At 66.9% G+C, this 12,849-nt stretch carries 10 protein-coding genes; 1 reads left to right on the forward strand and 9 read right to left on the reverse strand.

Annotated elements, in window-relative coordinates; all coding sequences use genetic code 11:
• Positions 1–65: 65 nt before the first annotated feature.
• The 9 genes from NJH59_RS22000 to NJH59_RS22040 form a co-directional block, all read right to left on the reverse strand.
• Positions 66–974: a zinc ABC transporter substrate-binding protein gene (locus tag NJH59_RS22000; RefSeq protein WP_043862406.1), complete on the reverse strand. Its 909-nt coding sequence runs from the start codon at positions 972–974 to the stop codon at positions 66–68.
• Positions 971–1,870, reverse strand: coding sequence for a metal ABC transporter permease (locus tag NJH59_RS22005; protein WP_043862407.1), 900 nt, complete (start codon positions 1,868–1,870; stop codon positions 971–973). The genes NJH59_RS22000 and NJH59_RS22005 overlap by 4 nt, the downstream gene beginning before the upstream one ends.
• Entirely contained in the window at positions 1,870–2,631 is a 762-nt protein-coding gene (locus NJH59_RS22010; RefSeq protein WP_058542016.1) for a metal ABC transporter ATP-binding protein, read from the reverse strand. The genes NJH59_RS22005 and NJH59_RS22010 overlap by 1 nt, the downstream gene beginning before the upstream one ends.
• Positions 2,628–3,554, reverse strand: coding sequence for a metal ABC transporter substrate-binding protein (locus NJH59_RS22015; RefSeq protein WP_043862409.1), 927 nt, complete (start codon positions 3,552–3,554; stop codon positions 2,628–2,630). Before NJH59_RS22015 ends, NJH59_RS22010 begins: the two co-directional genes overlap by 4 nt.
• 35 nt (positions 3,555–3,589) lie before the next feature.
• Positions 3,590–4,168 (reverse strand): DUF6162 family protein, encoded by a 579-nt coding sequence (locus tag NJH59_RS22020; protein WP_253087309.1) that lies wholly within the window; start codon positions 4,166–4,168, stop codon positions 3,590–3,592.
• Positions 4,165–4,503, reverse strand: a complete 339-nt coding sequence (locus tag NJH59_RS22025) for a hypothetical protein (RefSeq protein WP_043862411.1) — start codon at positions 4,501–4,503, stop codon at positions 4,165–4,167. Before NJH59_RS22025 ends, NJH59_RS22020 begins: the two co-directional genes overlap by 4 nt.
• Positions 4,503–5,042, reverse strand: a complete 540-nt coding sequence (locus NJH59_RS22030; protein ID WP_253087310.1) for a thiamine pyrophosphate-binding protein — start codon at positions 5,040–5,042, stop codon at positions 4,503–4,505. The genes NJH59_RS22025 and NJH59_RS22030 overlap by 1 nt, the downstream gene beginning before the upstream one ends.
• A complete protein-coding gene (locus NJH59_RS22035) occupies positions 5,039–6,238 on the reverse strand; it encodes a PepSY domain-containing protein (RefSeq protein ID WP_253087311.1) in 1,200 nt (399 codons plus the stop codon). Before NJH59_RS22035 ends, NJH59_RS22030 begins: the two co-directional genes overlap by 4 nt.
• Before the next feature lie 198 nt (positions 6,239–6,436).
• Positions 6,437–7,399, reverse strand: coding sequence for a siderophore-interacting protein (locus NJH59_RS22040; RefSeq protein WP_253087312.1), 963 nt, complete (start codon positions 7,397–7,399; stop codon positions 6,437–6,439).
• Between the two features lie 172 nt (positions 7,400–7,571).
• Between NJH59_RS22040 and NJH59_RS22045 the strand changes: the two genes are divergently transcribed.
• The coding region (locus tag NJH59_RS22045; protein WP_253087313.1) for a non-ribosomal peptide synthetase at positions 7,572–12,849 on the forward strand (5,278 nt) is incomplete at its 3' end.

A 12,849-nucleotide genomic window follows, 5' to 3' on the forward strand; every position in this document is an offset into this window, starting at 1 on the left:
GCTGGCGTTCGGCGCAACTGAAAAGCCCCAGGCGTTGCGCACTGGGGCTTTGCTTTTACCGGCCTTCAGGCCTTCGCGGCGAGTGCCTTGATCACTTCATCGATACTGCCCTGCAGTTCGCTCACCGGGTTTTCGCCGCCGCCCTCCAGCACCAGCAGGCGGCTGCCGGCCTTGGCGACTGCCGCAGCTACCGCCTCGCTCGGTTGGCGGTGGTCGAGCACCAGCGCCACGTCGTTGTCCTTGAGCAGGGCGGTCAGCTGTTGCAGTGCCTCGGGGGTCCACTGGTCTTCGGCGGGTACGCTGTAGGCCACCTGCTCCAGGTTCAGCCCGCCGATCAGGTAACCGAAGCGCTCCGACAGGCTTACCACGCTGAGGTTGTCGACTTCGCCCAGGCGCGCTTCGCTGTCGGCACTGAGCTTGAGCAACTGCTGCTTGAGCGTGGCCAGGTTGGCCTCGATTTTCGGCTTGGCGGCCGGCGCCAGGCGCACCAGGTCGGCGGCGGTCACGTCGGCCATGCGCCCCAGGTTGTTGCTCGACAGCCACGGCTGGCTGTTCAGGCCGTCCTTTGGCGCCCCCGGCTGCACCGCAATGCCGGGCAGGCTGCCATCCACCGGGCGTGCGGCATCCACTTCGACGATGCGGATATTGCTGCGCCGCGCCATCGGGTACAGCGGGTCGTCCGCCCATACCGAGCGCAGACCGATCACCGCATCGGCGTTCACGGCCAGCTTCTGCAGGGCCGGCGCCCCACGCCCGCTGAAGTAGGCGGTCTGGCGCGAGCCGGGCAGGTTGGCCGCGGCGGCGCGTTGCAGCTTCACCTCGCTGCCGTCGAGCAGCAATTGGCCAAGGCCGTAGGTGATGGGCAGGGACGCCAGTACCTGCACCGGGCGCGCGGCTTCGGCGGCCTGTGCGGCAACACTGAAGGCGCCGCTCAGGGCCAGTACCAGGGTCAGTTGGCGAAATGTCGGCTTCATCCGATGTTTCCTTTCAGGCTGGGCAGGGTGCCACGGGCGATGGCGGCCAGGGCGAAGGCCATGCCGGCGACCAGGATGATCGCGGCGCCCGAAGGCAACGGCAGGTCGAACACGATCGGCAGCAGGATGCCGCTCAGGGTGCTGAGGGTGGCGATCACCACCGAGGTCCAGAAAAACCCCTTGAGCGACTGGCTCAGCAGGCGGGCGGCAGCGGCCGGGATCACCAGCAGTGCGCCCACCAGGATCGCGCCGATGACCTTCACCGCGGCCACGGTGATCAGCGTCACCAGCACCACGAACAGGTAGTCCAGGGTTTTCACTGCCACCCCGCGCACTGCCGCCAGCTGCGGGTTGAAGCTGGCCAGCATGATGCGGTTGTACAGCGGCAGGCTCAGGCCCAGCACCAGCGCGCCGACGATGGCCAGCACCAGCAGGTCGTTGCCGTTGACCGTCAGCACCGAGCCGAACAGCACGTTCTCCAGGATGTGCACGTTGATCTTGCCCGCCAGTATCAGCAGCAGGCTTGCGCCCAGCGCCAGCGACACCGACAGGAACACCCCGATCAGGGTGTCCGGGGCCAGCCCGGTGCGGTTGCGCAGGTAGTTGAGCAGCACGCCGAACAGCAGGCAATAGCCGAACAGGCTGCCGTAGGGGCCGGTATAGGGTTCGCCGAGCAGGATGCCGATGGCCACCCCGGTCAGGGCCGCGTGGCCCACCGCCTCGGAGAAGAACGCAAAGCGCTTGACCACCACCAGCGTGCCCAGCCCGCCCAGCACCGGCCCGATCAGCAGGCCGGCGAGCAGCGCGTTGACCACGAAGCCATAGGCCAGGGCTTCGGGCAGGTAGCCCGAGGACGCCAGGCCCTGGATCATCAGGCGAAATTCTTCATAGTTCATCAGGCGTGGCTCCCGGTCACCGCAGCGCTGCGCGGGTGGGTGGAAAACAGTTGCAGCAGCGCCTCCGGGCGCAGGGCCTGCTCGGGCGGCGCGTCGAACAGGATGCGCCGGTTGAGGCCGGTGACGTGATCGGCCAGGCGTTTCACCGCCTCCAGGTCGTGTTCGATCCACAGCACGGTGGTGCCGCTGGCGCGCCAGTCCAGCAGCAGTTGTTCGAAGATGCGGATGCCGGCTTCATCCAGCGCCGACATCGGTTCGTCCAGCACCAGCAGTTGCGGCGCCGGAATCAGCCCCTGGGCCAGCAGCACGCGCTGACGCTCGCCGCCGGAGAGGGCGCCCATGCGCCGCTTGCGCTTGTCCTGCATGCCCACGCGCTCCAGCGCCTGGCCGATGCTCGCCGCGTAGTGGCGCGACAGCCCCAGGAACGCCGGGCGGCGCTGGCACATGGCGGCCATGAAGTCGTCCACGGTCATCGGCAGGCCACGGTCGAATTCCAGGGCCTGCGGCACGTAGCCGATGCAGCCGGGGGCGCCGGCCCAGTGCAGGTTCAGGCGGCCGTGGTGGGGCATCTGGCCGAGCAGGGTCTTGATCAGCGAACTCTTGCCGCCGCCGTTGGGCCCCACCAGCGCATGCACGCTGCCAGGGCGCACCTTGAAACTCACCTGGTCGAGGATGGTGGTGCGGCCCAGGGTCAGGCCAACGGCGTCGAACTCCACGCCGGGGCCCTGGCTGGCAAGGGTGATCGGCTCGATGGCGCTCATGCCCCGGCCTCCTGGATCGCGCGCACCACGGTATCGAGGTTGCTGGTCATCTCCTTTTCGTACTTTTCGGCGCTGTAGTCGCCGTAGGAGATGTGCGACAGCGGGTACAGGCGCACGCCGGACTCACGCTGGATGGTGTCCACATAGGTGGACGGGAAGTCGAGCTCCGAGAAGATCACCTTCACGTCCAGGTCGCGCAGCTGGTTGATGGTCTTCTTCAGCTGGCTGGGGCTCGGTTCGATGCCATGGGCGGGCTCGACCACGGCGGTGACTTCCAGGCCGAATTCACGCAGCAGGTAGTCGTAGGCCGCGTGCACGGTGGCCACGCGCAGGTCGGCATTGGGCGCGCTGGTGAGCTTGGCCAGGGCCTCGGCACGCAGCTGGCGCAGGCGCTTGCCATAGGCGCGGGCATTGGCGGTGTAGGCCTTGGCGTTGGCCGGGTCGAGCTTGCCCAGCTCGCGGGCGATGTTGTTGACCTGGGCGATCGAGGCGCTGATCGACAGGAAGGTGTGCGGGTTGACCACCTTGCCCGCGCCGCGTGCGGCGATGCCGGTGGCCGCCAGCAGCGGCACGTTGGCGTTGGCCTCGATGGTGGCCACGCCAGGCTTTTCGCTGGCCTCGATCATGCGGTCGGCAAAATCGTCATGCCCCACGCCGTTGAGTACCACCACGTCCAGCGTGCCGATGCGCTTGATGTCCTCGGCGCGTGGCTCGTAGGCGTGCGGGTTGAAGCCTGCCGGAATCAGCGGTACCACCTCGGCCTTGTCGCCGACGATGTTGGCCACGTAGCTGTAGTAGGGGTGCAGGGTGATGCCGATACGCAGGCGCTTGGCCTCTTCGGCGTGCGCCAGGGGCGCCAGGCACAGGGCGAGCACGCCGGCCAGGATGCGTCGGCGGTTGACCAGAAACGATGAAATAGACATGGGCAGGCGGTCTTCTCTCAGGTGTATCCGTGGGTTCAGTGCCGATGCTGGCGAGTGACCCCGGCATCGAATTGCGCGACGACCTGTTGCCAGCCCGCAGCGCTCAAGGCGGCGTCGCTGAGGTCGTGGGGGGCGGTGAGGTCGGTGCTGCGGTTGAGCCAGATATCGGCCGGGCTGTCGGGCTGTGCGCCCAGGCGCATCAGGAACGAGCCGGCCACTTCGCTGGCCTGGCTGAGCCCCAGGTAGGCGCCGCCTTCGAGCAACTGCCAGGTGTGGCCGCCACGGCTCACGGCGCTGGCGTCGCGGGCGAACGGGGCGTAGCCCTCGGCATCCAGCTCGGCCGGGGTGGGCAGGCGCTGTTCTTCCTGCTGACGCAGCTGGATCTCCTCCAGGGTAACCCGCAGGTCGGCGTATATCCCTTGCTCGCCGGCCGTGAGGTCGCGGCGCGCATCGAACTGATGGGCCGCCACTTCGCTGGTTTCGGTGGTTTCGCCGCGCCAGCTGACCACCGCGCCGGCCACCAGCAGCACCAGGGCGCAAAACAGCAGCACATACAGCGTTTCATGGCCGGCACCGGCCGGGCGGATGGTCTGGGTCGTGGTCGGGGTGCTCATGGTGCCTCGATGTCGGCCTGGTCGATTTCCACCACATGACCGGGGCCTGCGTCGAACAGCACGTAGAACTCGGCATCGGGGCGCTTGAAGGTGAGCTTGGAGTCTTCGCCCAGCTTGCCGGGCACCAGGATGCTTTCGTCGTAGCCGATCACGTCGAGGGTTACGCCGGGGGCGCCGCTGCCGTCGGAAAAGCCGCCGGTGCACTGGATCTGGCCGCCTTCGATCTGCTTGCATTCGCAGATCGGGTTGTGGGCCAGCGCCAGGTTGCTGAAGGTGGCGAGCGAAGTGAGCAGTGCCGCGCCACCCAGGCGACGCAGCAGGTCAGAAACAGGCATCATTTGCCTCCTTGTTTTTGAAGCCAGGCGACAGTGCTTGGCGAGGCCTTGCTGAGCGGGACCGAACCCTGGTGCATGCTGCCGTCCCAGCCTTCCATGGTCACCCACAGTTCGGCGTCGGGGCTGGTCTTGAGCGGCATTGGCACCGTGGCGCCCATGCGGTAAGGGGAACCGAAGAAGATCCCGCCGGCGGCGCGCAGGCTGCGCGGCTTGCCAATACGCAGGTAGGTGGCCTTGACCTGTGGGATACAGGCTTCGCACAGGCTGGCGTTGAAGCTCTTCATGTAGCCGGCTGCGCCATCCAGGCGCGGTGCCTCGTTGCGCAGCTCGGCCAGCTTCAGGCTCCAGGGGCCGACCTGGACCTCGCCGATCTCGCGTTCGCCCAGGCCCACGTCACCGCGAAACAAGGCCGCATCAGCAAAGTACTTGGGCATGAAACCCAGCGGTACCAACAACAGCAGTATGTTGATGTGAAAACGCCATTTCAGCCAGAACTGGCGCAGGCGCGAAGGCGGTTGTGCAGCGATTGCCTTGCTCATGCCTGGCTCTCCGAAGGGGTAGGGGTGGCAGCGGCGGCGCGCTTGGCGCGTGCCGGTTTTTCGCTGCGCTTGAGGGCGGTGGCCGTGGCGATGGCGGTGCGCTTGGTCCAGATCAGCAGGCCGCTGAGCACCATCATGCTCAGCAGCAGGCCGAACACGAACCAGATCAGCTTGATCCAGATACCCCCGAAATCGCCGGTATGCAGCGGGCGCATCGACTCGGTGACGAATTCGAGCTTGCTGCGGTCGGACAGCAGCTCATGGGCCTCGACCACGCCACTGTAGGGGTTGACCGATGCGGTCTGGAACATCAGCGGGTACCAGCTGCGCCCCCCCACCGAGGTGTGGCTGTAGGCGTTGCTCGGCAGGCTGATGAAGCTCACGTCCAGCCCCGGGATCTTTTCGATGGCGATCTTTTCGATGGCATCCAGGCTCAGCACCGGGGCCGGCTGGCCGGCGGGCGCGGTGGGCACGTTCTCGCGGGCGATCACCGGCAGCACCTGGTTGCTGGAAATCGAGATCTGGTTGTCGAACAGAATCGCCTGGATCAGGAACCAGGTACCGGTGATCGAGATGACCGCGATGAACCAGATCGACCAGATCCCGCTCAGGCGGTGGAAGTCGCCCCAGAAAATCCGCGCACCGTGCTTCAGGCGCAGGGTTGGCTTGAGAAAGCCCTTCCAGAAGCGCTTGTACACCACCAGCCCGGTGACCAGCGAGGCCAGCATCGGCAGCCCCAGCAGCGACACCAGGTACCAGCCCCAGCTGTAGCCATTGGTGAACGGCACCAGCCACCAGCCGTGCAGGGCGCGGGTAAAGGCCTGGAAGTTGAACTGCGCCGCCTCGCCCTGGACCACCCCGGTGTACGGGTTGACGTAGAGCGTGGTGGAGCGCGAGTCGGGGTAGGTGACGCTGACGGTCAGGGCGAAATGCGATTCGTCCGGGCGCACGATGGTGCTGACATACACCCCCGGCTGCGCGGCCTCGACGGCGGCGCGCACCTGGTCGAAGCCCAGCATCGGCGGGTCGCCGTCGGGTTTGGAGGCGCGGACCTCGGGCTGCGCCAGCCAGACGATTTCCTGGCTGACCACGGCCAGCGTCCCGGTGAAGCAGACGATCAGCACGAAGAACCAGATCGGCAGGGCTAGCCAGCTGTGGACCAGAAACCAGAGTTTTGAACGTGACTTTTTCGACATTGGGCAGGCAACTTCGATTCGGAGTGTGGTGAGCATGAGGTTCCGGAGCACGGGGTGTCTGGGCTCAGGCTCGCTCGAAAGGGTGCAGTGGTAATTGTTAGGACGAATGAGAAGCAGAAATCCTGCACTAAAAAATGCAAGCAAATGTTTCCAAGGCTCCCGACCTGCCGCCGGGAGCCCTGTTGAACCCCGCTGGCGCTACTCGAACGTACGCCCGGCGCGCCAGTAGCCCATCAGGGTCAGCGCGTTGCGGTCCAGGCCCTGTTCGTTGATCAGAAAGCGCCGGATCTGCATCACCGCAGCCGATTCCCCGGCCACCCAGGCGTAGAAGCTCTGGTGGCTGGCGCTGGCACGTTCCCAGAGGATCTGCTGGTCGATGTCCACCTCCTCGAGGCGCGTGTCGGCGGGCGGGCGTCTGGCGGGCAGGGTGGCCAGCTGGGTCACGGCATGCACCATGGCCTGGCCCTGGATGCGCTGTTGCTGGTCGCGTGGCAGCCAGTGCAAGGTGGTGCTGGCATTGCAGCGCAGGGCCAGGCAGTCCTGTTGCAGCGGCACCTCGACATAGGCTTCGACCTGGGGCTGGTCATCTTGCCCGGCGAGGGTTTCAAGAATGCCGGCAATGGCTGGCAAGGCGGTTTCATCGCCCACCAGCAGAATGTTGCGCACCCCGGCGGGCGGGTTCCATTCGTAGCCCCCGGGGTCGCCGGCGAAGGCCAGGTTGGGTGCCAGGATCTGCAGACGGTCGCCTGTGCGGGCGTGGGTGGCCCAGGCCGAGGCGGGGCCGTTGACCCCGTGCAGTACGAAATCGATATCCACCTCGGCCTGTTCGCGGCGCAGGGCACGGATGGTGTAGGTGCGCATGGGCGGGCGGCTGGCCTCGGCCAGGGCGCGGCGGGCTTCATTCCAGTGCAGGTCGTTGGGCAGTTCGGGCGGGCTGCCGTCGGCGGCGGGGAAGAACAGCTTGACCCGTTGATCGGCAGCCAGGGTGTGCATCCGGGCCACGTCCGGGCCGGTGAACACCAGGCGGCTCAGCGACGGGCTCAGTTGGATGCGTTGCTTGAGGGTGACATCGAACAGGCGGTAGGCGCGCTCGGGCTGTGCGCCGGCCAGCTTGCGCAGGCCGCGCCCGACGGCGCGGGTCAGGGAGGAGGCGGAAGTCATGGCATGCACCTTCTTGCTACGGGTTCCCTAGATAGACGGCTAGCGGCACGGCTGATTTAGCCGCGAGCAATGAACGGGGGCCGTGGCGGTGTTTAATTTTTCCTGGGGTGTATCCGTTTCGTAGGGATAACCGGGGCGCTGCCCGCTATCCACCCTGCACGGAAACCATTCGATGAATGCTGAGAAGTCCCTCCAACTGGCCTGTCGTTTCATCGAGCTGGCGCCGGAAAAGCGCAGCCTGTTTCTGCAGGCCCTGAGCAAGGAAGGCCTGGACTTTTCGCAGTTCCCGATTCCTGCCGGGGTCCAGGTGCCGGACCGCCAGGCGTTGTCCTATGCGCAGCAGCGCATGTGGTTTCTGTGGCAGCTGGACCCGCACAGCGGCGCCTACAACCTGCCGGGTGCGGTACGCCTGAACGGCGTGCTGGATGTGGCGGCCCTGGAGCGTGCGTTCAGCCTGCTGGTGGCGCGTCACGAGGTGCTGCGCACGGTGTTCCGCTCGCAGCCCGATGGCAGCGTGCAGCAGGTGCCGTTGGAGCATGCGGTGCGCCTGGAGCAACTGGACCTGAGCGCGGTGCCGGCCGCTGCGCGTGAAGCGCGGCTGCAGCACGAGGCGCAGCAGGAGTCGCTGCGTGCATTCGATCTGGCACAGGGCCCGCTGCTGCGCCTGCGCCTGCTCAAGCTGGATGAACAGGCGCACGTGCTGTTGCTGACCTTGCATCACATCGTCGCCGATGGCTGGTCGATGAATATCCTGATCGACGAGTTCGCGCGCAGCTATGACGCCTGTGCCCAAGGCCTTGCGCCGCAGTTCGAGGCGCTGCCGATCCAGTACGCCGACTACGGCCTGTGGCAGCGTCGCTGGCTGGAGGCCGGCGAGCAGGCGCGGCAACTGGCGTACTGGCGTGAAAAACTCGGCGACGAGCATCCGGTGCTGGAACTGCCGCTCGATTGCCCGCGCCCCTCGTCGCCCAGCTTCGACGGCGAGCGCCATTGCCTGACGCTGGACGCAGGGCTGGCCGAGCAGGTGCGTGGCTTTGCCCGGCAACACAACGTGTCGTTGTTCATGGTGCTGCTGGCGGTCTTCAACGTGCTGCTCTATCGCTACACCGGGCAGACCGACGTGCGCTTCGGCAGCCCCGTGGCCAACCGCAATCGCAGCGAGCTGGAAGGCCTGGTCGGCTTCTTCGTCAACACCCAGGTGTTGCGCACCCCGCTGGCAGGGCACATGAGTTTTCTCGAGTTGCTGCAGGCTACCCGCGACACGGTGAGCGGCGCGCAGTCGCACCAGGACCTGCCATTCGAGCGCCTGGTCGAAGGGTTGCAACTGGAGCGCAGCCTGAGCCATTCGCCGTTGTTCCAGGTGATGTTCAACCACCAGCCGCACGTGGCCGATGTGTCCGCGCTCAAGCTGGCCGGGGGCCTGCAACTGTCGATGCTCGACTGGCGCAGCCGTACCACCGAGTTTGACCTGAGCCTGGACACCTACGAGCAGGGCGGCCAGTTGCAGGTGGCCTGGACCTATGCCAGCGACCTGTTCAAGGCCGCGACCATCGAGCGCATGGCACGCCACTGGGTGGCCCTGCTGCAGGCCGTGGTCGCCACCCCGACGTGTCGCCTCGACGAACTGGCGTTGCTCTCGAGCGAGGAGCGCGAGTGTCTGCTCGAGCAATGGGGGCGTGCACCGCTGACCTGTCCCGACCTGCGCGTGCACCAGCGTTTCGAGGCGCAGGTGGCGCAGCGCCCGCAGGCCCTGGCGCTGATCTTCGAGTCGACGCAACTGAGCTATGCCGAGCTCAACCAGCGTGCCAACCGCCTGGCGCGCCACCTGGTGGCGTGCGGGGTAGGGCCGGAGGTGCCGGTCGGCATCGCGGTGGAGCGCGGCATCGACATGATCGTCGGGCTGCTGGCGGTGCTCAAGGCCGGTGGCGCCTATGTGCCGCTGGACCCGCAGTACCCGCAGGACCGCCTGCTGTGCATGATCGAGGACAGCGCCACGCCGCTGGTGCTGACCCAGACCCCGTTGCTGGCGCGCCTGGGCCTGCCGTGCGGGGTGCGCAGCCTGTGCCTGGACCAGGATGCGGCCTGGCGCCAGCTCGACGCCAGCGACCTGGCCAATACCGCCCATGCGCACAACCTGGCGTATGTGATGTTCACCTCCGGCTCCACCGGGCGCCCCAAGGGGGTGGGCATCAGCCACCTGGCGCTGGCCGGGCATGCGCAGGTCGCGCGTGAGTTCTCCAGGCTCGGGCCGGACGACCGGATCCTGCAGTTTGCCACCTTCAACTTCGATGCCTTCGTCGAGCAGTTCTACCCTGCGCTGATCTGCGGCGCTGCCGTGGTGCTGCGCGGCCAGGAACTCTGGGACAGCGAACGCTACTACCACGAGGTCATCGACAAGCAGGTCAGCGTTTCCGATCTGTCCACCGCCTACTGGAACCTGCTGGCCAAGGACTTTGCCGCCGCTGGCCCACGCGATTACGGCAAGCTCAGGCGCGTGCACATCGGCGGCGAGGCAATGCCACCTGAAGGGGTGGCAGCCTGGCGCCAGGCCGGATTGTCGCAGGTGGCGCTGCTCAACACCTATGGCCCCACCGAGGCCACGGTCTGTGTCACCACCCTCGAATGCGATGATTATGTCAGCGGTGTGCGCAGCACCCCGTTGAGCATGCCGATCGGTCGGGTGCTCGGCGGGCGCAGCCTCCATGTGCTGGATGCAAGCGGCGCACCGACGCCGGTAGGGGTGGTGGGGGAGCTGGTGATCGGCGGCGAGTTGCTCGCCCGTGGCTACTTCAACCGCCCGGGCCTGACGGCCGAGCGTTTCATCCCCGACCCGTTCGCCGCGCAGCCGGGTGGGCGCCTGTACCGCAGTGGCGACCTGGCCCGCTTCAATGCCGAAGGGGTGCTCGAGTACGCCGGGCGTATCGACCATCAGGTCAAGATTCGCGGGTTTCGCATCGAGTTGGGCGAAGTCGAGGCGCGCCTGCTCGAACAACCGGGCATTCGCGAGGCGGTGGTGCTGGCCCAGCCCGCTGCCGACGGCCTGCAGCTGGTTGCCTATGTGGTGCCCGGCGACAGCCGCCAGGCACTGGAGGCGCAGGCCAAGGCGGCGTTGCGCGAAGCGATCGGCGCACACTTGCGCGCGGTGCTGCCCGCCTACATGGTGCCGGCGTACCTGCTGTTTCTTGAGCGTTTGCCGCTGAGCCCCAACGGCAAGCTGGACCGCAAGGCCTTGCCACCGGTCGATGCCAGCCAGGCCCAGCACACCTACGTGGCGCCGCAAAGCGCGTTGGAACAACAGGTGGCGGCGATCTGGCAGGACGTGCTCAAGCTGGAGCGGGTAGGGCTGGACGATGCGTTCTTCGAGATCGGCGGGCACTCGTTGCTGGCCACCCAGGTGGTGTCGCGGGTGCGTCAGGTGCTGGGGCTGGAGGTTGCCTTGCGTACCCTGTTCGAGCGCAGCCGGCTGGGCGACTTCGTGGCAGCGCTGGGGGGGCGGCAGACCGCCGGCGAGCCCGCGTTCACCTGTGTCGAGCGCGGCCGGCCATTGCCGCTGTCGTATGCCCAGGAGCGCCAGTGGTTCCTCTGGCAGCTGGACCCGCAGAGCAGTGCCTATCACCTGCCGGCCGCCCTGCGCCTGCGCGGGGCGCTGGACGTTGCGGCGCTGCAGCGCAGTTTCGACAGCCTGCTGGCGCGGCACGAAAGCCTGCGCACCACATTCGTCGAGGTGCAGGGCGAGCCGCGTCAGCTGATTGCCGAGCAGGCCCGTGTCGATATCGACCTCCAGGTGCTGTATGCAGGGGACGATCCGGCGGCGCAGATCCAGGCTTGTATCGAGGCCCAGAACGGCCGCCTGTTTGCCCTGGACCAGGGGCCGCTGCTGCGGGTCAGGCTGCTGCGGCTGGCGGCGCAAGACCATGTGTTGGTACTGGTTCAGCACCATATCGTTTCCGATGGCTGGTCGATGCAGGTGATGGTCGACGAGCTGATCGCCTTGTATGCGGGCTACAGCCAGGGGCGCGAAGTTCAGTTGCCGGCCCTGCCGATCCAGTACGCCGACTTTGCCCAGTGGCAGCGCCAGTGGATGGAGGCCGGCGAGCGCGAGCGCCAGCTCGGTTACTGGTGCCGGCAACTGGGCGGCGAGCAGCCGGTGCTGGAGCTGCCGAGCGATCGACCGCGGCCGGCCACGCGCAGCTTCAAGGGCGCGAAGCTGAACATCGTGCTCGATGCCGCACTGGCCCGTAGCCTGCGCGCGCTTTCCCAGCGCGAAGGAGTGACCCCATTCATGCTGTTGCTCGCTTCGTTCCAGACCCTGCTGCACCGCTACAGCGGCCAGGCGCAGGTGCGGGTCGGGGTGCCGGTGGCCAGCCGCAACCGTCTTGAAACCGAGCGCCTGATCGGCTTCTTCGTCAATACGCTGGTGCTGGAGGCGAGGATTGGTGCCGATCTGTCGTTCGCCGAACTGCTGCAGCAGGTGCGCCAGACCACCCTGCAGGCCCAGGCCCACCAGGACCTGCCGTTCGAGCAACTGGTGGAAGCCCTGGAACCGGGCCGCAGCCTGTCACACAGCCCGCTGTTCCAGGTGCTGTTCAACCACCACAGCGAAGATGCCGGTGAACTGCGCGCCATCGAGCGACTGCCGGGCCTGGAGGTGGAGCGTCTGGACTGGGACAACCACACTGCACAGTTCGACCTGACGCTGGACACCACGGAAACGGCCGATGGCCTTTCGGCGATTCTGGTCTACGCCACCGACCTGTTCGACGCCGCGACCATCGAGCGTCTGGCCCGGCACTGGCAGAACCTGCTGCAGGCGATTGTCGCTGACCCGCAACAGCGCGTCGGCGAACTGCCGTTGCTCGACGCCAGCGAGCAACAGGCCAACCTCCAGCAATGGAACCCGGCGCCTGCGCAGTTCGCCAGCCAGCGCTGCCTCCATGAACTGATCGAAGCCCAGGCTGCGCGTGCGCCGGGCTCCATCGCGCTGACCCTGGGTGACGCCCAGCTCAGCTACCGCGAACTCAACGAGCGTGCCAACCAGATGGCCCATGCGTTGATTGCCCAGGGCATCGGGCCTGAGGTGCTGGTGGGCCTGGCCTGCGAGCGCAGCCTGGAAATGGTGGTCGGTCTGCTGGCGATCCTCAAGGCTGGCGGCGCCTATGTGCCACTGGACCCGGCGTACCCCGAGGACCGCCTGGCCTACATGATGGAGGACAGCGGCCTGAGCGTGGTGCTGGCCCAGTCGCACCTGCAACTGCCAGTTCCGCAAGGCGTGCGCACGTTGCTGCTGGACGATGACTTCGGCGCCTTCGCCATGCACAACCCGGCACTCTCGCTGGACCCTGCCAACCTGGCCTATGTGATCTATACCTCCGGCTCCACCGGCAAGCCCAAGGGCGCGTTGCTCGCGCACCACAACGTACTGCGCCTGTTTGCCGCCACCGAACACTGGT

The sequence above is a fragment of the Pseudomonas sp. VE 267-6A genome (assembly GCF_024126555.1).
GTDB classification, from domain to species: Bacteria; Pseudomonadota; Gammaproteobacteria; order Pseudomonadales; family Pseudomonadaceae; genus Aquipseudomonas; species Aquipseudomonas palmensis.

What these genes read in the sequence shown, in the direction of transcription:
- NJH59_RS22030 (WP_253087310.1), bottom strand. Translation starts at nt 5,042, where the DNA reads ATGAGCAAGGCAATCGCTGCACAACCGCCTTCGCGCCTGCGCCAGTTC.
- NJH59_RS22025 (WP_043862411.1), bottom strand. Translation starts at nt 4,503, where the DNA reads ATGCCTGTTTCTGACCTGCTGCGTCGCCTGGGTGGCGCGGCACTGCTC.
- NJH59_RS22010 (WP_058542016.1), bottom strand. Translation starts at nt 2,631, where the DNA reads ATGAGCGCCATCGAGCCGATCACCCTTGCCAGCCAGGGCCCCGGCGTG.
- NJH59_RS22015 (WP_043862409.1), bottom strand. Translation starts at nt 3,554, where the DNA reads ATGTCTATTTCATCGTTTCTGGTCAACCGCCGACGCATCCTGGCCGGC.
- NJH59_RS22020 (WP_253087309.1), bottom strand. Translation starts at nt 4,168, where the DNA reads ATGAGCACCCCGACCACGACCCAGACCATCCGCCCGGCCGGTGCCGGC.
- NJH59_RS22000 (WP_043862406.1), bottom strand. Translation starts at nt 974, where the DNA reads ATGAAGCCGACATTTCGCCAACTGACCCTGGTACTGGCCCTGAGCGGC.
- NJH59_RS22005 (WP_043862407.1), bottom strand. Translation starts at nt 1,870, where the DNA reads ATGAACTATGAAGAATTTCGCCTGATGATCCAGGGCCTGGCGTCCTCG.
- NJH59_RS22035 (WP_253087311.1), bottom strand. Translation starts at nt 6,238, where the DNA reads ATGTCGAAAAAGTCACGTTCAAAACTCTGGTTTCTGGTCCACAGCTGG.
- NJH59_RS22040 (WP_253087312.1), bottom strand. Translation starts at nt 7,399, where the DNA reads ATGACTTCCGCCTCCTCCCTGACCCGCGCCGTCGGGCGCGGCCTGCGC.